This window comes from Paenibacillus sp. N3.4 (genome assembly GCF_008017805.1).
Taxonomy (GTDB): Bacteria; Bacillota; Bacilli; order Paenibacillales; family NBRC-103111; genus Paenibacillus_E.
Genome location: NZ_VRTT01000005.1, coordinates 73,859 through 95,444 on the forward strand (window position 1 = coordinate 73,859; position 21,586 = coordinate 95,444).

A 21,586-nucleotide genomic window follows, 5' to 3' on the forward strand; every position below is an offset into this window, starting at 1 on the left:
GGTTTTATTTGCCATTTGGTGATGATTTGGCCATGTATGTTATAATAAATGTACTTTTTATTTGTTCTGTCATATCTTCATACCCCCCGAATTGTTATAGATAGGGACGAAACTACTATATTGTGAGGTGGAACGGTGCTACTGGTACTATTTAAAAAATTCCTCGGGAAGAAAGAATCCAGTGGAAAAAGTGATGCCCACGCCTCTCCGTTAGAGGTAACCATACATCAAATACAAGCAGGAGACCTACGACTTCGGAATCAGTTCATTACTGATTATCAGCCCTATGTGGCAAAGGTTACAAGTAGATTCTGTAAACGATACATCGATCCCGCGAGGGATGACGAGTTTAGTATTGCTTTAGGTGCTTTTAACGAAGCCATTAATCAGTATTCTTCGGTGATGGGGAGATCTTTCCTGGGATTCGCCGAAACGGTCATGCGAAGAAGACTTATTGATTTTTTACGCAAAGAGCAGCGTTTCAAAGGGCAGATACCCTACAGTTCATTCGATCAGGAGGATGAAGAAGATAATTTAATTAATCCGATTGAAGTTCATCAAGCGATTGAAGCCTATGAGAAGCAGAAGGGGATCGAGGAACGGCGGAGTGAGATCATTGATTTTAGTCGATGTTTAAGCGATTTTGATATCAATTTTGCCGTACTTGCAGAAATATCACCTAAACATGACGATTCCAGACAAATGTTGTTCGGCATCGGTCATACGCTATCTCAGGATGCAGAACTTATGCGCACTCTTCTGACGAAGCGGCAGTTGCCCATTAAAGAGCTGCTTGAGCAGGTGCAGGTTTCCAGAAAAACGTTGGAGCGAAACCGCAAGTACTTAATAGCCATTGCCCTTATCTATAACGGTCCCTACCCTTATTTACGGGATTACTTACATATGCGAGATGAGTAGGCAGAGGAGAAAGGAGAAGCAGCCATGAATAAGGGAATCGTGATGGAATTAAGCGAGAACTCCATTATTGTCATGAATCCAGACGGCCGATTTGATAAGCTTCCAAGGGGAACGAGGAACTGTGAAGTAGGCGAAGAAATTCTGTTCGTACCTTCCAAGCGTGTGCGAGTTCCGCAAATGGCTATTGCATCGGGACTCGTAGCCGTCATCGTATTGTGTTTTGCCTTGGTTTCATCTTTGATAGGTGGTGTTCCAAGCGGTCAAGTTGTTGCCTACGTGACGATAGATATTAATCCAAGTATAGAAATGGGTATTGATAGTAAGGAAGTTGTTCAGGATTTGCGAGGGTTAAATACCGACGGGGCTGACTTGATCCAAGCGTTGGTGTTCAAAGGCAAGAGTTTGGCGGATGTCACGTCCCAAATACTCGATAAAGCGGAACAAGGAGCGCTAGCTAGGGGGGAAGGCGATATTATTATCAGCTCCACTATCGTTGAACCCAGCACCGCGTTAAATGATGAAACCATTGCATCCAAACTTAAAGAGCAGGTCAATAAGCATATTGAGCAAACACATCCTGATCAAGTGAAAAATTATGCAGTGACAGCATTTGCGGCACCTGAAGAAGTAAGGCAAGAAGCCAAAGCAAGCGGCGTTTCTGCAGGGAAATACGCGGTATATCTCAATGCGGTAGATAATGGTGCGAAAGTGTCATTAGATGATATTAAGACTGTTTCAATCCATCAGCTTGCCAAAGACAATGGCGGGATTGAAAATCTGGTTAAACCGAACAAACCGATTGATAAAGCGTCTCTGAAAAAGCTGATCGATGAAGAAAAATCCGGTAAGCTTAGTGAAAAGATACAGCAAATTCAAGATGAGAAGTCGGATAAAGAGAAAAACGATAAAAATGTTAAAAACAGTAACAATGACAAGAATAACAAGAATGATAAAAATAATAAAAGCGATAAGAACAACAGCAATAACAGCAATAACAGCAATAACAGTAATAACAGTAATAACAGTAATAACAGTAATAACAGTAATAACAGTAATAACAGTAATAACAGCAAGAACGATAAAAACGGTAAGAATGATACGAATACAAAGGCAAGTGAGAAACCAACGGCTACGTTAGGGTCGAAGAATGACAAGAATGACAATAAGAATGATGGCAATGGTAAGAATGATGGAAAAGGCGATGACGAGAAAGATCCAACGAAAAAGCCATCACCTACTCCAAAGCCTACTATTAAACCGACGAGTACAAGCAAACCCACAGCAAAGCCAACTGCAAAGGCAAGCCCCACACCCAAAACGGATAATGAGAAAAGCTCAGATCCACATGGGGATTCCAACAATCGAAATAAAGACGGAAATAAGCGCAACTCTAACGATGATTAGAAATGAATCGGCAAATGCAAAGTCAAAACAAACACCGCGAAAGCTCGTTTTTTAACGAGAGGAGCTTTTGGGGTGTTTGTTTTTATGCTATTCCAGAGAGCTCATAGCAGATAAAAGTTTAAAAGCGATCTTCGCACGATAGGCCCTCCTTCACGCGGATTGCACTTGCCATGGATGAATGCATGGCACGTACTGCTGAGTTGTATTACAATGATTGTATATGCAATTATCAAATTAGTTGGTTTTGGAAGGGAGATTTCGGTATTGCGTTATTCAACTTTTGGCAAATCCGGCTATAAAGTATCTTCACTTGGATTTGGTGCCATGAATCTTCCGGGTGTACCTTTAGAGCAAGCGAGAGAAGCATTAAATTATGCCTTGGATCACGGCATTAACTATATGGACACGGCAGCCGCTTATCGGAACAGTGAGGAAATTATAGGTGAGTGCATATCTCATCGCAGAAGCGAGTATTTCTTGGCTACCAAGACGGGAGCGCGGGATTATGAAACGGCGAAAGCCGAGATTGAGCGCAGTCTGGTGCGGATGAAAACGGATCATGTGGATTTGTTGCAAATTCACTATGTCAATTATGTAAGTGAGTATAAAAAAGCGATGGATGCAGGCGGGGCTTATGAAGCAGCGCTTGAGGCTCAGCGTGAGGGGAAAGTCAGATTTATTGGTATCTCCGGACATCGTCCGGATTTGTTGGCGAAATGGATTACGAAGGGGCAATTCTCTCAAATTTTGTTCCATTTGAATTTAGCGCAGCCTTTTGCTTTGGAAGAATTGATTCCAAAAGCGACGGAGATGGGTTTGATGAAGGTGGCCATGAAGCCGCTGTCCGGTGGGTTTATTCAGCCAGTGGACAGAGCGATTCGTTATCCTTACAGCCAAGATGTGCATGTCACCATTTCCGGGATGGTCAGTGTGAAGGAAGTGCAGGAGAATCTGGCTGCACAAGAACTTGAGGTAGGCGCAGAAGAGCGTCATGAGCTTGAACAGTTAGCTGTTGAACTGGGGCAGCACGATTGCAGACGTTGCAACTACTGTTCATGTCCATTGGAAATTTCGATTCCCGATGTGATGATTGCCAGTAAATTCCGGGAGAAGTTCGGGTTGCTGCCAAAGGGCGACGGATTTTTCCAAAAACAAAAGGATAGAATAATAGGGTGTGCCGATTATGAGCCTTGCATAGAAAAACCACTATGCGAAGAGAAATGTCCCTATCATCTTCCTATGCAGTCGGTTGTGCAGAAGGCGGCATCTTTTTACTAATTCGTGCTTTAGAAGAGCAAGGAGAATAACATATGTTTGCTAAAACAACGGAAATAACGACGGGGATCTTCAAGTCGTATACGAATAATGAGTGGGGGGCAGACGGGTTACTCGTCTGCCTGAGTGAGCTTGACCTGAGCCAAGAGGTGATTCTGGGTCAGCCGCAGTTGGATCAGACCCTTCAGCGCTTGCGCGATAAGGGGATATTCACGGGCGCCTCGGGAGAGCTTGAGGCGCTGCCGACGCATGGGCTGCTGCCGTACGCGTACGTGCTCGTGGCGGGGCTCGGCCCCGTCACGAACCGCGATACGCTGCGCGCAGCCGCGGTTTTTGCAGCGCGCGAGGCGCTCGCGCTGCGGCTCGAACGCTTGGCGGTGAAGCTGCCAAGCGCCTTCGACAGCCGGTCAGCCGCCTCGGCGCTGACCGAAGGGCTGCTGCTCGGTACGTACCGCATCGCGGCGTACCGGAAGAACGAGCCTGCGCGCGCGGAGCTGCGCCAGGCAGTTTTGCTCACAGAAGCGGCTGCGGATGCAGCGCTTCTGGAGTCGGCCATCGCAACCGCTGAGGCGGTTGCGGAGGGCACGAACTATGCCCGGGATCTGACGAATCTTCCGGGCAATAAGCTCGTTCCGGCTTCCCTTGCAGAGGAAGCCGTACGGCTCGCCCAGCACTACGGCTTCGCCTGCGAAGTGCTGGACGAGCACGAGATTGCCGCCCGCGGGATGGGCGGCCTTACCGCAGTTGGCGCGGGCAGCGCCAACCCGCCGCGCATGATCACCCTCCAGTATAAGGGTGATCCGGACTCCGCCGACGTGCTGGGCCTCGTCGGCAAGGGCGTGACCTTCGATACCGGCGGGATCTCGATGAAAAAGCCCGACGGCATGGAAGAGATGATCAGCGATATGGGTGGCGCTGCCACCTTGCTGGGGGCTTTGCATGTCGTAGGGCAATTGAAACCTAAAGTGAATCTCGTTATGGTTATCCCTTCAGCAGAAAACATGACATCAGGTGCTGCATATCGCCCTGGTGATGTCGTCACCATGCTTAGCGGCCATTCCGTTGAGGTACTGAACACCGATGCAGAAGGCCGCATTATCTTGGCTGAAGGTATCACTTATGCCAGGCAATTGGGGGCTACTCATCTTATTGATGTGGCCACATTGACAGGTGCTGTCCTTATTTCTTTTGCTGATGTAGCGACCGGCGCGGTTACGAACGATGATGAGTTTTTGAAGCCGCTGCTGCAAGCAGCCGCTGATGCCGGGGAAAAAGTATGGCAGTTTCCGAACTATCCGGAATACCGGGCCATGCTGAAGAGCGATGTCGCGGATATCAAAAACGCTACATCCTCAGATCGCTGGGCAGGAGCGATTACTGCCGGACTGTTTATTGGTTATTTTGCCGAAGAACTGCCTTGGATTCATCTGGACACTGGCGGCACCGCTTGGCTTTGGTCGGACAAAGGGATCGAGCCCAAAGGGGCAACAGGTGTGATGGTTCGGACTTTAGCTGCTTATTTATGCGGTGAGGCGCTAAAATAAAAATAGCAAATTGTGTTTAAAAAAATCACCTCGCTTTTGAGTTAGCGTAACACTTTCATGAAATTCATGAAGGTTCAGGCACTCAATAGGGGGTGATTTTTTATTCATCATATGGAACAAAACGGTCGTATTATCAATTTCTCTACGTCAGTTATTGGTCAAATGTTCCCAACCTACAGTGTGTATGCAGGAACGAAAGGAGCCGTAGAGCAGTTTACTCGTCAATTGGCCAAAGAGTTGGGTCCAAAGGGTATTACTACGATTAATGCAATTGCCCCAGGGCCGGTAAACACTGAGCTATTCGCTGTTGGTAAGACGGAGGAGCAAATTGAGGGTATCCGTGAAATGAATGCTTTCGGACGCCTAGGGGAACCTGATGATATTGCAAACCTCGTGCTGTTTTTGGCCAGCGAAGAATCTCAATGGATTACCGGTCAAACGATACGCAGTAACGGAGGAGATGTATAGAAAGTTGATGCTTGCACACGAAAAAAAGCCCTACTCAGGGCTTTTTTGCATGGCAACACAAGCGTCTATTCTCTAACTTCAACAATAAGTTCAATCTCTACGGGCGTATTAAAAGGAAGCTCATTGGTTCCTATTGCGGAGCGAGCGTGCTTGCCATTTTCTCCAAAAACCTCAATCAGCAAGTTAGATGCTCCGTTAATGACATAGGGTTGATCGCTGAACCCTTGGGCGCTGTTTACAAAAGCAAGCATTTTGACGATTTTGACAACACGATCGAGATCCTTTAAATGATGCTTCATCACGGATAGACAATTAATAATGACCTGTCTTGCCGCTTGTTGGCCTTGTTCGATGGTCAGTTCACTGCCTAACTTCCCCTCGAACATGAGCGTGCCGTTTATACGGCAATCTTGGCCTGATAAGTAAAGCAGGTTACCGGTTTGATTGGCTGGGATGTAGCTGAATTTGGGTTCACCGATTGGGGATAATTCGATTCCTAGTTCTTTTAAGCGGTTTTCAATAATAGACATGTTGACTCTCCTCATCCATTCATTATTTGTTGGGGTGTTAGAGCATGCATGTGGCCTGGCAACAATGTCTACTCCAACATGCCGCGCGCCAAAATAGGGTGTTCTGTGAATTGATCACTGTTTTTGAAATACAACTGATTATGAAGGTTTAATGTGCTGCAAATATGGTTAGGAATAATACGGATACGATCACCGATTTGCAGAGAAGACTGTGGAGACAGACGAAGGATGCCATGCTCTTCGGAAAGTCTTTCCAATACAGCGCCCGGTTCCTCCAAGATGTAGCCGAAGCCTTGCAGTTGTAAGGGATGTGTACCAGGTTGAACATCGGTTGCGAATGTTTTGCTGCCTCCGTCGATGATGGCATATTCAGCAGATGGTCTGCTGATCACAGTGGCCATTATGTGCGCTGCGCAATCACTCAGGGCCGAAACACCCAATTTCGTTTGCATCTGATCATAGAAGACATAAGTGCCTGGACGAATTTCTGTAATACCTTTAACGGCGGCTGCATAAATGCCTGTAGGTGTAGATCCGACGCTTACTTCATGAATGGGAATGCCTTGCGCTCTCATTTCATCGGCAAGCTTGACCATTAAGGTTCCTTCTTGAATGCCGGCGCTTTGCAAATCCAGGGTCGGTAAGCCGTCCAACAAGGCGCCGCGGAACGTGAAAATCCCGTCTAGCTGCAGAGAAGCTAAACCTTGAATATATTGAGCCAATTGTAAGGCTTGCTCGTACTGAGCGCCGGTGCGCTTAAGCCCGGTATCGATTTCCAGACGCACATGAAGCGTACAATTGTTCTTCTGGGCCATCACGGATAGCTGCGTGGCTCCGACATAGCTGTCTACGCCCACAATGAGGTGAATCCGGCGGCTTAGCTGGATCGTTCTCTCGATTTTGGACTCGGTTACAAGCGGATAAGCGACGAATATGTTATCAATTCCATGGTTCGCCATAACCTCAGCCTCGGATATTTTGGCTACGGTAATGCCAATGGCGCCAGCGTCCATCTGTTCCCTGGCGATGGAAGGAAGCTTGTGGGTCTTGGCATGAGGCCTAAGGTGAACGCCATACGGCTTGGCTTTGTCGGCCATGGTTTGTATATTGTTCCTCATGATGCTCGTATCAACGATAAGACAAGGCGTTTCCGGCTGCATAGAAAGGTCACCTTTCGTTTATAATTTTCGTTCGAATGTGAATTTGGCGCGATCGCCTCGGAATATTTCGTGTGAATATTCCACAGGTGTATGGTTTGTGGAATAAGTAACGGTATTGAGGAGAAAGGTTGGAGCTCCGGTCGGAGCATTCAAATGCTTGCCGATAGCTTCATCGATTAGTATGGGCTCCATGGATTCCACACAATGAGACAACTGTACAGAAAATTTGTCTTTCATTAGCGCATAAAGGGAGCCGGTACACTCTTCCTTTGTAAGTCCGGGCGTTACCTTCCATGGAATATAGGTAATCGAAAACAATAAAGGAATATCATCCGCATATCGGATTCTTTCCAAACGAAAGACCGCATCCTGCTCGGCAATGTTCAACGTTTTTGCTAATCGTTTATCTGCCGAAACGACGGTAAGTTCAATAACCTTGGTCTCGATTTGTTGTCCGCGCCCCTTTAAATGCTCTTTAAAGCTGCGGTAGGGAGCTACTGATTGCTCCACTTTAGGCAAGGATACAAATGTGCCTTTACCTTGAACCTGATAAATGTGACCTTCTAGCTTGAGCTGATTTAAAGCTAGCCGGATCGTCGTTCGGCTGACACTGAACTTCTCGCACAAGTCAGATTCTGTGGGGAACTGCTGCCCTGGCATATATTTGCCTTCTTCAATCATTTCATGAAGCTTTTCCTTCACTGTATAATAAAGCGCTACGCCATCTTTTTTGATGTCCATGGTCAAACCTCCGAATAATAACTTACCTTCATCATGAACCATCATACCACTATGTTATTATAACAACAATACGATTTTCTGCAAAAGTATGCTTAACAGGAGGAATGTTCCATACAAATAATTGATTGTAAAAAAGCATAATATAACGAATTAATTGTTGTATGTGTCATGTAATATAACATATAAGAAAAAAACCAGTCAGGACAACGTTTTCATTTGTTTTCAAAAAAAATGTGTGTGAATATAGTTGACGCATTCGAAGGGACGTAATATACTCGGATTAGCTAAACGATCAAAAAACAAATAGTTTTGTATCAAAATTTGTTACAACAACAGTATGAATGAATGAAATTTATTTTAAATTATTGGGGGATTGGAGGGGGATAACCAAATTTACACAAGAAAAAGAAGCATATTGGCATAATTTGTTATTACATTAATATGAATAAGTGAATTCATATTTGAAGGTGATGCTCATTGCTTCAAAAAATCCCCTTCTTTTGTACGGATCAAGGCAACACATCATGCAGTTCATGCATTTATTATTCGGAGGTGTACGTATGAAGAAAGAATGGAAAGTGTTAACGGTTTCTGCGATGAGTTTGGTATTGCTTGCTGGATGTGCGGGAACGCCTAATTCGGGTCCTGCTCAAAGTACAGACAAAGGAAGCGGCGGAACAGGACAGACAGCAAGCACCCTGGATTGGAACAAAACAAGTGACCCTTCATTAAAAGGCCAAGAAATTAACGTTCTCTGGGCTGTTTCCAAAGGAGCAGAAAGCCCCCGCGTCGCGATGGTGAAGAAATTTACGGATGAGACCGGAATTAAAGTAAATATTATGGGAGTCGATTATAACTCTTTATATTCGAAAATAACGACATCCGCGTTGTCTAATTCTACGGACCTGGATGTTGTCGAAATGGATACGATTTGGGCCGGGCAATTTCTCAAGGGAAATCTGGCGGAGGACTTAACAAATGTCATTCCTAAAGATGTTCAAAGTTTGTATACGCCTTCATCGATTGGGTCTGTTACTTATAATGGACATTTAGTTGCTATGCCATGGTATTCAGGCACCAAGCATTTGTATTGGAACAAAGACCTGTTGACGAAGGCCGGTATTGATCATGCTCCGAAAACATGGGATGAATTCCGTGAGGCTTCCAAGAAGCTAACCGCTAACGGCATTTATGCATCCGGTTGGTCGTGGAAACAATCTGAAGCCCTGATCACCGATTATGTAAGCTTGGTTTATGGCTTTGGCGGGCAATTCTTCGATAGTAATGGTAAGCCATCTTTCAACAAAGGCGGCGGCTTAGATGCATTGAAATATATGGTCGATATTCTTAACAAGGACAAAACGGTAGATCCTGCGAGTCTGCAATGGTCCGAGTCTGATGTAACCCGCGCATTCTCGGCAGGCAAGCTAGCCATGATTAGCGCTTGGGAAGGTCATTACCCTGATTTGAACGACCCCACTAAATCCAGTGTCGTGGACAAGACGGATGTTGGCTTAATGCCAGGTCAAGGAAGCGTCGTTTCCTCAGCAGTTACTGGCTCTGAAGGCCTTGCTTTAATGAAAAACAGTAAACATAAGCAAGCGGCTCTTGCTTTCTTGAAATGGGTAGGCGAAAAAGAGTACCAACTGGACGAGTTCAAAATCGAAGGCCAGTATCCAACTCTGCAAAGCTTGTATAAAGATCCTGAGCTCTTAGCGGCGGATTCGACGAAGACAATTGGCAAAATCTCCGAGCAATTCAACTACGGTCATGATCGTCCGAATGCTCCTGGTTATGTGAACTGGTCTGACATCCTGGCAGCCGATCTGCATCAAGCACTGCTCGGCCAAAAGACACCGGAAGATGCCTTGAACGATGCGGTACAAAAAGTTGAAAAAGCAATTGCTGAATCTGGAAAATGATAACGGGGGCTTGCGGTTAGCTCAAATGGGCTAGCCGCAGCATTCTCCATAAGGAGGATATATGGATAAAACGTATAGAGCCAAAAAAAAGATATCCTTAAATAACGATCAGAAAAATGTGCTGTTGGCGCTATTATTCATTTTACCTACTGCTTATTTGTTAGTGAAGACGTTTGTATATCCTGTGTATCAAACGATTATTTGGAGCTTCTACCATTACAATCTCATGGATGGTTCAGACTCCTATTTTGTCGGATTCAAAAATTATCTGGATGTCCTGCAGAGTTCAGATTTCCAGCTGGCGATGAATCGGACTCTTGTTTTTACACTGCTTTCCGTCGTCTTGGAGCTGATCTTCGGTTTTGTTAGCGCGCTGCTGCTTAATCAGAATTTTAAGGGAAGATCTTTTTTTAGAGCGGTTATCATTATTCCTTGGGCCCTGCTGACGTTGGTTAATGGGTTAACCTGGGAGTGGATTTTACAGCCGGGATACGGTGGCTTGACGGTCATTTTGCATCAGCTTCATATTCTTGCGCCTGATGTTAATCCGGTATGGCTCGCAGATTCCAGTCATTTGGTTTACTTTGTTGTTCTTGCGGATGTTTGGAAGATGACGCCTTTTATCACGATTATTTACTTGCAGGTCTGCAATCCATTTCTTCCGATTTGTATGAAGCCTCCATGCTGGACGGAGCGGGATTCTGGAGTAAGATCCGGTATATTACCGTACCACAGCTTATTCCATCGATGATGATGGCGGTTGTTCTGCGAACAATGGGTGCTTTTAAAGTTTACGATGTGTTAACGGTCTTTACCGGTGATGCAACGACCTCCGTTTCGTACTTAACCTTTAATAATGCGTTTCGGTATTTCTTCCTTGGGAAGGCATCAGCCATGGCATGGATGACAGCCATTGTCATTCTTATTCTGGCTATCATTTATATACGGTTACTGAATAAAAAAGAAGATTAGCAACCCGGAGGTGGAAGCATGCACCCAAAGAAAAGTAAGTGGGATCGAATGTTCAAGGCGTCCAGCACGGATTTGTTTTCGCCATTTTATTTGTGGCTAGGCTTAATCGTGTTGACGGTTTGTTCGCTAGGACCTTTTGTCTACCTCTTTTTATCTTCGATTTCACAAGAAGTCGAACTGATTAATGGACATATTATTCCGCACGCGCCAACCTTGAAAAATTATGTAGGTTTGTTGACCGGAAGCAATGCAGTAGTGTTTGTTAGTGCGCTTAAGAATAGTATCGTCGTGTCGGTATTGGTTACGGTGATTTCTATATTTGTCGGTGTTTTTGCGGCCTACGCTTTTTCCAGAATTAAATTTCCATTTCGAAAAACCGGCTTATTCGTCGTATTGGCGATGCAAATTATGCCTTCAATTAGCATTATTACACCTCTGTATATCATCATTCGCGATGGCATCAAGGTGGGAATTCCATTTACAGGCGTGTTCTTTCAAACACCTCCGTTATTAGATTCTGTATGGGCGCTAGTATTCTCCTATACTTCATTTAGTTTGCCTTATGTTGTATGGCTTTTGGCGGGATATTTCCAAACGATTCCAAAGGAGCTTGAAGAAGCGTCCTATGTGGATGGAAGCAGTCGATTCGGAACGATGTTTCGCATCATTTGCCTTTGTCGATGCCGGGTATTGCGGCAACAGCCATCTTCGTATTCCTGAATTCTTGGGATGAATTCTTGTTCGCGAATGCCTTTACACAGACGTATGCGTCCAAAACATTGCCCATTATGATTGCGGAATTCGTTGGCAAACATAGCATTGACTGGGGTTCCATGACAGCAGGCGGATTCTTGGCATCTTTGCCTCCCGTTATCATTTCACTGTATCTCTATAAATATATTATCGGAGGCATTACAGCCGGAGGTGTGAAAGAATGAGCGATTCCACCTATATTCTCGGTGTTGATGGCGGGGGCTCCAAGACCTATGCGGTTATTGTCAACGCCCTAGGAGATAAAATCAGCAGCGGCGTTTCAGGCTCAAGCAATCATCAGGTTGTTGGGATCGAAAAGACGCTTACTCATATCAAGGAATCGATTGATCAAGCGCTGCAAGCCGCGGGGCTGTCTCACGCAGATATCGCCTTTGCTCAATACGGCATGGCAGGCCTTGATCGCGAAAGAGATTACGAGATTGTGAGGCCTGCCTTAGCAACACTTCCTTTCAATCGTTGGGATATGGTATGCGATACGATGGAGGGTCTGCGGACGGGGAGTCCCGACAATGTTGGCGTCGTGCTTCTCTGCGGCAGCGGAACGAACGCGGCGGGCAGGAATGAAGCAGGTGAAAGTATTCAAGTGGGGGGCATCGGTTATTTGTATGGCGACTCCCTTGGGTCTAATTATATGGCGACTACGATGTTTCGAGCAGCGGTTAGGTCTTGGGAAGGCCGTGAAATTCCGTCCATACTGCCGGATAAATTGCTTAACTACTTTGGATTCAGCCATATGGAAGATCTGATTAACGATTTCTTGGATCGAGAAATATACCAAATCCGCGAGGGTAGACTTACAGTTTCTCTGCATGAAGCTGCCAACGAAGGGGATTTGCTGGCCATTAAACTGTTGAAGGAAGCGGGCAGAGAATTGGGTATCACAGGCAATGCTGTGATTCGCAAGCTTGGCGGGTTCAAGAAACAACCGATTCCGATTGTGCTGGTAGGCAGTGTCATTCAGAAGGGGCGAAGCCCGATTCTTTTGGATGAATTACGCAGGACATTGGAACTCGAAAATGGAGAAATTGAATTGATTATTCCCGAAATGGCTCCTGTATATGGAGCGATTCTGCTAGCCATGGACCATTTGCAAATCCCAACAAGTGAAGAGATACATCGGAAATTTACTGTAAATGGAGGATATGAATCATGAAGAAACCACATTTGAAAATTGCTGTTATTGGCGGGGGATCATCCTACACGCCTGAGTTAATAGAAGGTTTTATTAAACGTTATGAAGAATTACCGGTCAAGGATTTATATTTGGTGGACATTGAAGAAGGTCGTGAAAAGCTTGAAATCGTTGGTAATTTGGCAAAAAGAATGCTGGAGAAAGCGAACGTACCGATCCAAGTCCATTTGACCTTTGATCGCCGCGAAGCCATTAAGGATGCTGATTTCGTAACTACACAGCTTCGTGTAGGTCTGTTGGAGGCACGCGGCCGCGATGAACGCATTCCACTCAAATACAATTGTATTGGTCAAGAAACGACAGGTGCTGGCGGATTTGCCAAAGGATTGCGGACGATTCCGGTCATTTTGGACATCTGTAAGGATATGGAAGAGCTTGCCCCGAATGCGTTCTTGGTCAATTTTACGAACCCAGCCGGGATGGTTACAGAAGCTGTGCTTAAATATTCCAAAATACGTACCATTGGTTTATGTAATTTACCGATCGAAACCAAAATGCAAATCGCCGGTTTAATGGATGTGGACGTGTCCAAGATTGATATTGAAATGGTCGGCATCAATCATTTGAACTGGACGACCAAAATCTTCGTCGATGGCGAGGATCGCACAGACGAAATTTTGTTCCAAGCCTCAGGAGAAAGCAAATTTACGATGACGAATATCCCTGGATTCGCCTGGAGTCAAGAATTTATTCAATCCTTGGGTTCTTTGCCATGCGGATATCATCGCTACTATTATATGAAAGAAAAAATGTTGAAGAAGCAGTTGGAAGAAATCGAAACCAAAGGAAGCCGTGCGGAAATCGTGAAGCAAGTTGAACACGAGCTGTTCGAGCTTTACAAAGATCCGGATCTTGCGATCAAACCGAAGCAGTTGGAGCTGCGGGGAGGCGCTTTTTATTCAGAAGCCGCACTCAACTTGATTTCCTCCATCTACAACAATAAGAAAGACGTGCAAATTGTGAATGTCCAAAATAATGGCACGATTCCAAGCTTGCCTAACGATGCTTCAATCGAAGTGAATTGTGTGATCAGCTCAGATGGCGCGAAACCTGTGCAAATCACAACACCGATGAATGCCAAAATTCGCGGTCTTTTGCAGGTTGTCAAAGCTTATGAAGAGCTTGCGGTCGAAGCGGCGGTTAAAGGTGACTACCATGCTGCGCTTCAGGCACTAACCATTCATCCGCTCGTTGGTTCTGTGGATATTGCAAAGCCATTGCTGGATGACATTCTTGCGGAAAATAAACAATATTTACCTCAATTCTAAGTATAAGAGGAGCAAGTGCTTTACAATTAAATAAAACAAACAGCGTTGGCTAGGAAGTGCCGACGCTATTTGTTTTGCCTTTGAAAAAGCCATAAACAAAAAGAAGTCCCAGACTAGATGATTTCTAGGTTGGGACTTCTCTCGTTCGCAGGACTATTCGGTTAAGCGCCGATACTTTGACCCGCTGCTGTAGGGCGTGAGTGAGGCATGAGCAATAGCTCACTTAAGTCTGACATGCTTATAACCAGACGATTGATTTCATTTGTTGTATAAGAAAGCTGCTCTGTTCGCTGTTCAAGCTGGGCGAGGGAGATCCCAATCCAGTTTTTCTTGCTGCGATCTAAGAGTAGGTCAAATTTCAGTACAGTCATTGTTGCCGCAAATGGATCTGGCTTTACATAAACATCTTTCATAATATCATCCAGATGGAAGTAAAGTTTGGCTCGATTCCAATTCACATAACCAGGATCAAACAGGATAACCAGTAAATCTGAGTCCGCAGCATCCGCGTTTTCCATTTTGATCAGTCGGACAGCGCCTTTGGCTTGATTAGGCTTAATAAACTGGCTGGTCCGAATATCAGGCAGAAAAGGAACGATTAGCAGAGGACACACGCTAGCCACATATAAATAAGTGGTTGACTGGAATAGAAGAGAGAGTACAATGAAAATCAAAAAGAGTAACGAGCTTATGAGGAGTCCAAATGTTTTTGGTTTCATAACGATACAATGTTCCCGCCTGACATGATAGATTAGGTAGACAGAACTATTTTAACATAACCAGGCCTCATATTGTAAGCTGTAAGATCAGCCATTTCGACATTTGCATGTAATTGAGGAGAACACCCTATGAAATTGTTAAGTGCATTTGGTAAACCCAGGAAAAAAATATCCTCTAACCGGCGAAGCTTACTTGTGGCTACCTTTGAGGGATTTCCGGCCGTTATTATTTTTCAACTATTGGGAGGACCCTTCCTGACCGGATATTTGCTATATCTGGGAGCTACATCAACGGAGATCGGCTTTGTTCTGGCGATTACAACGGTCGTCAACGTCATCCAAATTGTCATGGCTGTGATGATGCAAAAATTCAGAAATCGCAAATTGATCCTGCTTATTTTCGCTTCCTCACACCGGTTGTTATGGACCTCTGTTGGGTTGATCCCGTTTATTTTCCCCAAAGATCTATGGGTAATTATGTATATGGTGTTATATACAGCCGCCCATTTGGGCAATGCTGCTGGTGGTGTCGTGTGGACATCTTTAATCAGCGATGCCGTGCCAGGTCCCGTACGGGGGCGCTATTTTGGTGTTCGGAATACGATATTAGGCGGAGTAAGCTCACTGGCGCTTTTTGTCGGGGGACAAATATTGGATCGTTATCCCGGTGGTCAAGGCTTTGCATATTTGTTTATGATTTGTGGCGTTTGTGTGGTTTTAAACATTTTGGCTTTCACTCTATATCCTAACCCGCCATTTGAGCCTTCGACGGCTACGAACCCGGTGGGCATGATCGGTAAGCCACTGAAAGATCGCACTTTCCTCAACGCTATTATGTTTCTGGCTGTTTTTTTATTCGTACAGGGGATCACGGTGCCCCTCTTCTCCTACGTCATGTTGAAACTTATGCAAATTAATTATGAGACGGTTTCGCTCATTACTGTGGTGCATACATTGGTCATGATGGCCAGCTATTATGTATGGGGTAATCTCAATACTCGTTACAGTGCTCAAACCTTGCTGTTATGGTCATTGCCGATTATTGCCTTGGCTTGCTTGCTTTGGGGGGCGATAGCCTTCATTCCAGCCATTGTTGTGTTATACGTCGTGCATATTGTGCTCGGAGTAGGATTAGGCGGATTCAATCAAATGGTGTTTACATTTACAATTGGAGATACGCCAAAGAGTGAGCGTCCGATGTATATAGCAACTTACTCGGCAATAACCGGCTTTGCAGCATTCCTTGGTCCTATTTTTGGCGGAAAAGTGTATGCGCTTATTTCGGATTCACCTATGTGGATACAAATATATGGAGTATCGACACTGGTGGGCGCTGTTTTACTCGTGCTTGGATTGTTGGTAGGACGATTGGTATTAGGCAAACAAATAAGGAGTGGAGCATAAATGATTAAAAAAAGAGTTGCTTTAGTCGGTCTTGGCGACATCGCACAAAAGGTTTATCTACCGCTGCTGTCGGTGAATGAACAAGTAGATCTAGTTGGGATTATGAGCTCTACACCGTCAACGGTTGAACGTGTGAAAAACAAATATCGCATTCCATACGGAACAACGAAGCTGGAGGAGCTGCTAGCGCAAGGATTGGATGCCGTGTTCATTCATAGTCCGACTCCTACGCATTATGAGATCACGATGAAATGTTTAGAGCAAGGTGTAGCTGTCTATGTGGACAAGCCTTTATCCTATGTTTGGGAGCAATCCGTGGAGATGGCTGCCTATGCAGAACGAAAAGGTATTTTGCTGGCGGCAGGATTCAATCGCAGATTTGCACCCCTCTACATCGAAGCTAAACAATGGCTGCAAGAAGCTGGTGGATTCGACTGGTGTTCAGCAGTCAAGCATCGCATTAAGCAGCAAGGACATAGCGCCAAGGAAACGCTCTACGACGATCTCATTCATATGTTGGACCTTTTGTTATGGATGGGAGAAAGCCCCTATGAAATTCATACATATAACCAACAAGTAAATGAACAAGGAAAATTACTGCACGCTTCAGGAACACTGGCATTCGGCTCTTCGCTCGGCAATTATAGTATGGTAAGACTGGCAGGCATTGATTTGGAAAAAATCGAGCTGCACGGAAACGGAAGATCCGTAGAAGTAACGAATCTAGAGACATCTGTGTTTTATGAAATGGGGGCAGCACCGCGAATCCGCTCATTTGGCAGTTGGGATACGGTGCTGGAACGTCGTGGCTTTGCCGGAGTTGTTCAGCATTTTTTGGAGAGCATAGACAATCCCAACGCTTGCAGCATCCGCGGGGATTTGGTTCTAAGCTCGCATCAGTTGGTTGAACGATTATCTATATAAATAAGATCATCTAAGCCCAATCTCCTAGAGATTGGGTGTTTTTCTTAGTAGGACGGCGAAGTCGTTGATCCTTGACATTATAGAATTTATAAATTTTCGGGGTTTGCTCTATTGCATTGTCATTCCATGTAAAGTAAGTATTTACATATTTACATGCGTTCTCTTATATAAAACTGGTATTGCCGCTGCTATAAGGATCATACCCATAAAAGCGGGTGCGGCATGACCAAGTGATACATAGATTTGACCTCCAATGATAGGCCCAATCATTCTTGCTAAAGCCTGAATAGATTGGCTACCTCCTTGAATCCTTCCTTGTTCACCAGAATCGACAGACTTGGAGAGCATCCCATTGAATGAAGGCCCAAAGATCGAATCACCAAAACCAAATATAAACATTCCAGCGATAAGAAGAGGATAGAACGAGAACAAAGTAGATGCTGCAATAAGACTGTAGCCTATAATCTCCGAAACCATTCCAAGAATTGCTATCTGTTTATCACTAAGTTTTTTCAAAAGCTTTGGCATTATGAAACCTTGTGAAATGATGTCTTGGACGCCCATAATTGAAAACATAAGTCCGATTAGTGCGGGCTTCCAACTGAAAGTATCCATTGTAAATTGTGAAAAAACTGCCTGTAAAGATCCGTTGGGTATCCAAAGTAAGAACGCTGAGACAAGCAGCCTATTTAAGTTTTTCGTGGAAAGTATGTTTGCAAGCTGTGTAAATGGATTCAGTCTTACAAAGGTAATCTCTTTCAGTCTATTATTCTTGGCAAGGCTCTCAGGCATAAAAAAGAATCCATAAACAACATTCAATAAAGTTATTACTGCTCCAAAATACATGGGTACAGAATAACCAAACTTGGCAAGTAATCCGCCTAGAGTTGGGCCAATGACGGTGCCTACACCTACAACCGCACTCACCCATCCAAAGTATTTGTTCTCTGTTCTGGAGGAATGATGTCTGCAAAGTAGGCGAAGATAGTGCCTATGCTCCCGCCTGTTATACCCTCTATTATACGCCCAGCAAATAGTACCCATAGAGCTCCTCCTATGCCAAAAACTAAGTACCCGATTGCGGAACCCAAAAGGCATACTAAGAGCAATGGACGACGGCCAAATTTGTCGCTCAAAGCTCCAAGTACGGGGGCCGCAAAAAACACGCAGAATGCATAAACAGAGGTCAGCAGCGTAACAACTATAGCTTGTTCTCCCGGATTGCTTGTATAAGGCTGAACTGAGAATGGGACGACAGGTGCTATGATACTGAAGCCTATTCCGCAAAGAAACACAGAGATAAGACCGAATATTAAAGCGTGTTTATCTATGGTTTGTTCTGTGCCCTGTTTATTATGTGATCTAAAGATGGACATCTAAATTCTCTCCTCAAAAGTTATTATTTTATTTCCTTGTCAACAAAATAATAATTTTATTTTGTTTCCTTGTCAACAAAATGATAGCAATAAAAATGCAGCCTGTTCTCAATAGAGCCCGGCTGCCTGTGGTTTCATTTTCATTATTCAAATTATTCCGACTTAATATCTATACCCAGTTTCTTTATTTCTGCATCCAGATGCCTACTATACTTTTCCACGAAGCTAAGCATACTGTCAAATTGTTCCTCGGTTACCTGCTCAAATACGGCTTTATCCCGCTCTTGAAACTCTTTGTGCAGGTCCTCATGGATTTTATAAATTACTTTCCCTTGCTCAGTAAGCCTAAAATAGATTTCTTTCTTGTTATCCGACTTCTGGTAGCTTTCGATAAGGCCTTTTTTTATGAGCTTCTTAGTTATTTTACTTATGGCACCGAGAGTCATATAAAAGGACTCCGCAAGTTTTGTCACGTTGGAATCTACATTTTTTTCAATGTATTCGATGCAATGTACTTCAGAAGACTTATAACCCTTAAGACTGTCTTCCATCTTATCCTTATTAAGCCAAACCATCTTGTTATATAAGTCCCTGAAACCCATTATGACCTGTTCTTCTTTGTTCATGGCCTGTCCTCCCACCCGTTGGTGCATTAACAATATTAAAATAATTATTTTTAAAATGGAATTGACCTTGTTCCTCGCTATATTCTATTCATAGGAATAAAATCCTGTAGGCGGGAAGCGTGAAAAGGGGTACACATTCCCTGCACGGAAAAAGGGATTAAGTTAATTATCTATGATATATTTATTATAAGCAACATGGCGGCTTCCCCGTCTGCTCCTTAATCCGTTCACTCCACGTTCTACGTTTTAGCATTCGCTTTGCCTTGACAATCTATCTTCTCGCTGCTTTTTGCCATTCACTGACCAACTTCTTGCATAGGCTCTTGATCCGCCGCGAGTAAACCTCATAGTAACAGATCGTCTTAAAGTTCTCATCCGGGATATGCCGTATGAGTCTTCCGATGAATTCTTCTACGGAGATCACTTCTCTTTTCTCTTCTCCGTCCGTCTCATCCCGGTAACGAAACGTTACCATTTCCCCGTCATACTCTTCTATTCGGCTAACCGCTATCGCCGGTCTTCTTCTTCCACCCATCGTCACGAGCATATGTACATGAGGATTGAAGTTGAGACGTGACCGAAACGTATGCAGCCCAGCTATAATGCCGGGAGTCACCTTGTGCTTCTTCTCAAAATGCTCTTTGATTATCCGCACAGCCTCATCCATAAATTCTTTGAGTAATTTTTCCCGATGAAGTAAGAATACCTCACGTAATCCTTCGTCGATTGTGAAGACGACATGCCGGTGGTTCACTTGGAATACGTCGTGTTCCAAGAGCCGCGCCCATTCCTCTTTTCTACTTCCTTCAGAACATTGGGACGAAGTTTATCCTTGTCGCCATCTATAGTATCATGGAAGAAACTTGAAAAGATTTCCTTGGAAAGGAATACGGGCATGTCCAAAGCAGATCATATGCTTTCTATTTTATGGCTACTGAAATCTCAAAAACGAGTAACAGCTAAACAACTAGCTGATAAGTTGGAAATCAACATCCGGACGGTTTATCGCTATATCGATGCTTTGTGCGCAAGCGGTGTTCCTATTATTTCTGATTCCGGCCATCATGGCGGCTACAGCCTACTTGGTGAATTTCGCGATTCGCCGCTGGTTTTTGATCAGGAGGAACAAAAAGCACTCATTCAAGCTGCCGTTTTCGCTCATGAAGCGGGATACCCTTTTGGAGAGAAGCTTAGTCAAGCGATCGCCAAATTAAAAGTCTACACGAATCAAGATCAACTCGATTACATTCAGCTTCATGAAAAGGGGCTGGACGTCATCTCGCCACAAGCCGATGCCTCCCAAGTAGGGCTGCTTCAGGCATTAGAAGTTGCGGTAGCACAAAGCTATACCCATAACATCGATTACCAAAAAGGCTACGGCACGCACACGCAAGCTCGTTCTTTAGATCCATACGGGCTTGTTAATTGGAAAAGCAAATGGTATGTAGTCGGTTACTGCCATCTTCGACAAGAGGTTCGGAGCTTTCGAGTAGATCGTATTCGGACGCTTACAGCTACAGAGAAGCGTTTTGAGAGGCCTGTGGATTTCTCTGCACGGAAATTTCTGTTATCTGGTCTGCTGCCTTCGGCTGCGGAGCAGGATAAGCTCATCTCCGTCCGAATAACAGGAAAAGAGCAAGCGCTCGATGATCTTTGCGGACATTGGGTTTTGTGTCATGGACTGGTGGAACGTTCACGGCTAGAAGCACATTTTAAGCTGGAAGAGGGGGCTATTTTGCACAGTCTTCCGTATTTCCTGCTTCAGTATGGAGGGACGATTCAAGTGAATGAGCCGCAATTTCTCAAAGAACAGATGGTGGAGGTGACGCGTAATTTACATCAGTATTACAAGGGAAATCTTCATGAAGGGAATTCTGGGAAAGTTGACTGACCGTCTTTGTCAGTGAACATTGGTTATGATAAGTGTATGAAGCATGCATACATGTTGGAATAGCCAATTGGAGGAAAAAGACGATGAATTTATTGCAGGTTCGTATCCTTGTTCACGATTTTCAGAAAAGCGCAGCTTTTTATAAAGACGTATTGGAGTTAAAAGCAGATTGGTATGAGGAATCTATGGAGTACGCCTTATTTAACACGGGTGCTGCTCGCATTGAGCTGTTATCCCGCAAGGCAATGGGGGAAGCGATAGGGGAAGAACTTCGGCAAGGTGAAAGCTATGAGACTAATTTCATCTTGAACATGGAAGTGGATGATGTGGACGCCGAGTACAATCGTTTGCGGGATAAAGGGGTCTTGTTTGTGAAGGAGCCTTTTGATCATCCGGCTTGGCAGGCACGACTTGCTCATTTTCGTGATATAGACGGAACTTTAATCGAATTCTATCAAGCGGTAAAATAGGGGAAATG

20 protein-coding genes and 3 pseudogenes are annotated in these 21,586 nt (G+C 44.6%); 16 read left to right on the plus strand and 7 right to left on the minus strand.

From position 1 onward, the window contains the following. Positions 1-135: 135 nt before the first annotated feature. The 5 genes and pseudogenes from sigI to FU659_RS04700 form a co-directional block, all read left to right on the plus strand. Positions 136-918 carry an RNA polymerase sigma factor SigI gene (gene sigI / locus FU659_RS04680; RefSeq protein ID WP_147946481.1) on the plus strand — a complete coding sequence of 261 codons (783 nt, stop codon included), beginning with the start codon at positions 136-138 and terminating at the stop codon, positions 916-918. 24 nt (positions 919-942) lie between these two features. Further along, positions 943-2,322 (plus strand): anti-sigma factor domain-containing protein, encoded by a 1,380-nt coding sequence (locus FU659_RS04685; RefSeq protein ID WP_147946482.1) that lies wholly within the window; start codon positions 943-945, stop codon positions 2,320-2,322. A 210-nt stretch (positions 2,323-2,532) separates the two neighbouring features. After that, positions 2,533-3,600, plus strand: coding sequence for an aldo/keto reductase (locus tag FU659_RS04690; protein ID WP_261807612.1), 1,068 nt, complete (start codon positions 2,533-2,535; stop codon positions 3,598-3,600). Positions 3,601-3,632: 32 nt separating this feature from the next. Then, the gene (locus FU659_RS04695) at positions 3,633-5,141 is read left to right on the plus strand and encodes a leucyl aminopeptidase (protein WP_147946484.1); all 1,509 of its coding nucleotides are present in this window, start codon (positions 3,633-3,635) and stop codon (positions 5,139-5,141) included. A 108-nt stretch (positions 5,142-5,249) separates the two neighbouring features. Then, positions 5,250-5,609 (plus strand): annotated as a pseudogene (locus tag FU659_RS04700) (SDR family oxidoreductase); the annotation flags it as partial. Positions 5,610-5,674: 65 nt separating this feature from the next. On the opposite strand, the gene FU659_RS04705 reads toward FU659_RS04700, so the two are convergent. From FU659_RS04705 to FU659_RS04715, 3 genes are all read right to left on the minus strand, one after another. After that, entirely contained in the window at positions 5,675-6,139 is a 465-nt protein-coding gene (locus FU659_RS04705; RefSeq protein WP_147946485.1) for a RidA family protein, read from the minus strand. A 68-nt stretch (positions 6,140-6,207) separates the two neighbouring features. After that, positions 6,208-7,299 (minus strand): alanine racemase, encoded by a 1,092-nt coding sequence (locus FU659_RS04710; RefSeq protein WP_147946486.1) that lies wholly within the window; start codon positions 7,297-7,299, stop codon positions 6,208-6,210. Positions 7,300-7,317: 18 nt separating this feature from the next. Then, positions 7,318-8,040: a GntR family transcriptional regulator gene (locus tag FU659_RS04715; protein ID WP_147946487.1), complete on the minus strand. Its 723-nt coding sequence runs from the start codon at positions 8,038-8,040 to the stop codon at positions 7,318-7,320. Between the two features lie 560 nt (positions 8,041-8,600). Here FU659_RS04715 and FU659_RS04720 point away from each other — a divergent pair. The 7 genes from FU659_RS04720 to FU659_RS04745 all read left to right on the plus strand — a co-directional run bounded on the left by FU659_RS04720 (position 8,601) and on the right by FU659_RS04745 (position 14,168). Beyond that, positions 8,601-9,962, plus strand: a complete 1,362-nt coding sequence (locus FU659_RS04720) for an extracellular solute-binding protein (RefSeq protein ID WP_187273897.1) — start codon at positions 8,601-8,603, stop codon at positions 9,960-9,962. Positions 9,963-10,023: 61 nt separating this feature from the next. After that, the gene (locus tag FU659_RS35115) at positions 10,024-10,713 is read left to right on the plus strand and encodes a carbohydrate ABC transporter permease (protein ID WP_187273898.1); all 690 of its coding nucleotides are present in this window, start codon (positions 10,024-10,026) and stop codon (positions 10,711-10,713) included. Further along, complete coding sequence (locus tag FU659_RS04725; protein ID WP_261807613.1) at positions 10,644-10,934, plus strand: carbohydrate ABC transporter permease; 291 nt, start codon at positions 10,644-10,646, stop codon at positions 10,932-10,934. Before FU659_RS35115 ends, FU659_RS04725 begins: the two co-directional genes overlap by 70 nt. A gap of 18 nt (positions 10,935-10,952) precedes the next feature. After that, positions 10,953-11,654 carry a carbohydrate ABC transporter permease gene (locus FU659_RS04730; RefSeq protein WP_147946490.1) on the plus strand — a complete coding sequence of 234 codons (702 nt, stop codon included), beginning with the start codon at positions 10,953-10,955 and terminating at the stop codon, positions 11,652-11,654. Then, complete coding sequence (locus tag FU659_RS04735; protein ID WP_187273900.1) at positions 11,615-11,872, plus strand: ABC transporter permease family protein; 258 nt, start codon at positions 11,615-11,617, stop codon at positions 11,870-11,872. Before FU659_RS04730 ends, FU659_RS04735 begins: the two co-directional genes overlap by 40 nt. After that, positions 11,869-12,861 (plus strand): N-acetylglucosamine kinase, encoded by a 993-nt coding sequence (locus tag FU659_RS04740; RefSeq protein WP_147946492.1) that lies wholly within the window; start codon positions 11,869-11,871, stop codon positions 12,859-12,861. The genes FU659_RS04735 and FU659_RS04740 overlap by 4 nt, the downstream gene beginning before the upstream one ends. Further along, positions 12,858-14,168 carry a 6-phospho-beta-glucosidase gene (locus FU659_RS04745; RefSeq protein ID WP_147946493.1) on the plus strand — a complete coding sequence of 437 codons (1,311 nt, stop codon included), beginning with the start codon at positions 12,858-12,860 and terminating at the stop codon, positions 14,166-14,168. Before FU659_RS04740 ends, FU659_RS04745 begins: the two co-directional genes overlap by 4 nt. 161 nt (positions 14,169-14,329) lie before the next feature. Here the strand turns inward: FU659_RS04745 and FU659_RS04750 are convergent, their stop codons facing one another. Beyond that, positions 14,330-14,887, minus strand: a complete 558-nt coding sequence (locus FU659_RS04750; RefSeq protein WP_147946494.1) for a hypothetical protein — start codon at positions 14,885-14,887, stop codon at positions 14,330-14,332. A 129-nt stretch (positions 14,888-15,016) separates the two neighbouring features. On the opposite strand from FU659_RS04750, the gene FU659_RS04755 reads away from it, so the two are divergent. Beyond that, positions 15,017-16,291, plus strand: a complete 1,275-nt coding sequence (locus FU659_RS04755; protein ID WP_147946495.1) for an MFS transporter — start codon at positions 15,017-15,019, stop codon at positions 16,289-16,291. A gap of 3 nt (positions 16,292-16,294) precedes the next feature. Continuing rightward, positions 16,295-17,215, plus strand: coding sequence for a Gfo/Idh/MocA family protein (locus tag FU659_RS04760; RefSeq protein ID WP_147946532.1), 921 nt, complete (start codon positions 16,295-16,297; stop codon positions 17,213-17,215). A gap of 141 nt (positions 17,216-17,356) precedes the next feature. On the opposite strand, the pseudogene FU659_RS04765 reads toward FU659_RS04760, so the two are convergent. The 3 genes and pseudogenes from FU659_RS04765 to FU659_RS04775 all read right to left on the minus strand — a co-directional run. Further along, positions 17,357-18,591 (minus strand): annotated as a pseudogene (locus FU659_RS04765) (MFS transporter). A 152-nt stretch (positions 18,592-18,743) separates the two neighbouring features. Continuing rightward, positions 18,744-19,217: a MarR family transcriptional regulator gene (locus FU659_RS04770; protein ID WP_147946496.1), complete on the minus strand. Its 474-nt coding sequence runs from the start codon at positions 19,215-19,217 to the stop codon at positions 18,744-18,746. 196 nt (positions 19,218-19,413) lie between these two features. Then, positions 19,414-20,037 (minus strand): annotated as a pseudogene (locus tag FU659_RS04775) (transposase); the annotation flags it as partial. A gap of 75 nt (positions 20,038-20,112) precedes the next feature. On the opposite strand from FU659_RS04775, the gene FU659_RS04780 reads away from it, so the two are divergent. Both FU659_RS04780 and FU659_RS04785 read left to right on the plus strand, forming a co-directional pair. Further along, positions 20,113-21,108, plus strand: coding sequence for a helix-turn-helix transcriptional regulator (locus FU659_RS04780; RefSeq protein WP_147946497.1), 996 nt, complete (start codon positions 20,113-20,115; stop codon positions 21,106-21,108). An 83-nt stretch (positions 21,109-21,191) separates the two neighbouring features. Next, positions 21,192-21,578, plus strand: a complete 387-nt coding sequence (locus tag FU659_RS04785; protein WP_147946498.1) for a VOC family protein — start codon at positions 21,192-21,194, stop codon at positions 21,576-21,578. Positions 21,579-21,586 lie beyond the last annotated feature (8 nt).

Bases quoted from the DNA above. Each gene is read 5' to 3' on its own strand.
- FU659_RS04745 (WP_147946493.1), top strand. From the start codon at position 12,858: ATGAAGAAACCACATTTGAAAATTGCTGTTATTGGCGGGGGATCATCC.
- FU659_RS04740 (WP_147946492.1), top strand. From the start codon at position 11,869: ATGAGCGATTCCACCTATATTCTCGGTGTTGATGGCGGGGGCTCCAAG.
- FU659_RS04715 (WP_147946487.1), bottom strand. From the start codon at position 8,040: ATGGACATCAAAAAAGATGGCGTAGCGCTTTATTATACAGTGAAGGAA.
- FU659_RS04755 (WP_147946495.1), top strand. From the start codon at position 15,017: ATGAAATTGTTAAGTGCATTTGGTAAACCCAGGAAAAAAATATCCTCT.
- FU659_RS04720 (WP_187273897.1), top strand. From the start codon at position 8,601: ATGAAGAAAGAATGGAAAGTGTTAACGGTTTCTGCGATGAGTTTGGTA.
- FU659_RS04725 (WP_261807613.1), top strand. From the start codon at position 10,644: ATGCTGGACGGAGCGGGATTCTGGAGTAAGATCCGGTATATTACCGTA.
- FU659_RS04710 (WP_147946486.1), bottom strand. From the start codon at position 7,299: ATGCAGCCGGAAACGCCTTGTCTTATCGTTGATACGAGCATCATGAGG.
- FU659_RS04735 (WP_187273900.1), top strand. From the start codon at position 11,615: ATGCCGGGTATTGCGGCAACAGCCATCTTCGTATTCCTGAATTCTTGG.
- FU659_RS04705 (WP_147946485.1), bottom strand. From the start codon at position 6,139: ATGTCTATTATTGAAAACCGCTTAAAAGAACTAGGAATCGAATTATCC.
- FU659_RS04685 (WP_147946482.1), top strand. From the start codon at position 943: ATGAATAAGGGAATCGTGATGGAATTAAGCGAGAACTCCATTATTGTC.
- FU659_RS04730 (WP_147946490.1), top strand. From the start codon at position 10,953: ATGCACCCAAAGAAAAGTAAGTGGGATCGAATGTTCAAGGCGTCCAGC.
- FU659_RS04785 (WP_147946498.1), top strand. From the start codon at position 21,192: ATGAATTTATTGCAGGTTCGTATCCTTGTTCACGATTTTCAGAAAAGC.
- FU659_RS04690 (WP_261807612.1), top strand. From the start codon at position 2,533: ATGATTGTATATGCAATTATCAAATTAGTTGGTTTTGGAAGGGAGATT.
- FU659_RS04695 (WP_147946484.1), top strand. From the start codon at position 3,633: ATGTTTGCTAAAACAACGGAAATAACGACGGGGATCTTCAAGTCGTAT.
- FU659_RS35115 (WP_187273898.1), top strand. From the start codon at position 10,024: ATGGATAAAACGTATAGAGCCAAAAAAAAGATATCCTTAAATAACGAT.
- FU659_RS04780 (WP_147946497.1), top strand. From the start codon at position 20,113: ATGTCCAAAGCAGATCATATGCTTTCTATTTTATGGCTACTGAAATCT.
- FU659_RS04770 (WP_147946496.1), bottom strand. From the start codon at position 19,217: ATGAACAAAGAAGAACAGGTCATAATGGGTTTCAGGGACTTATATAAC.
- FU659_RS04750 (WP_147946494.1), bottom strand. From the start codon at position 14,887: ATGAAACCAAAAACATTTGGACTCCTCATAAGCTCGTTACTCTTTTTG.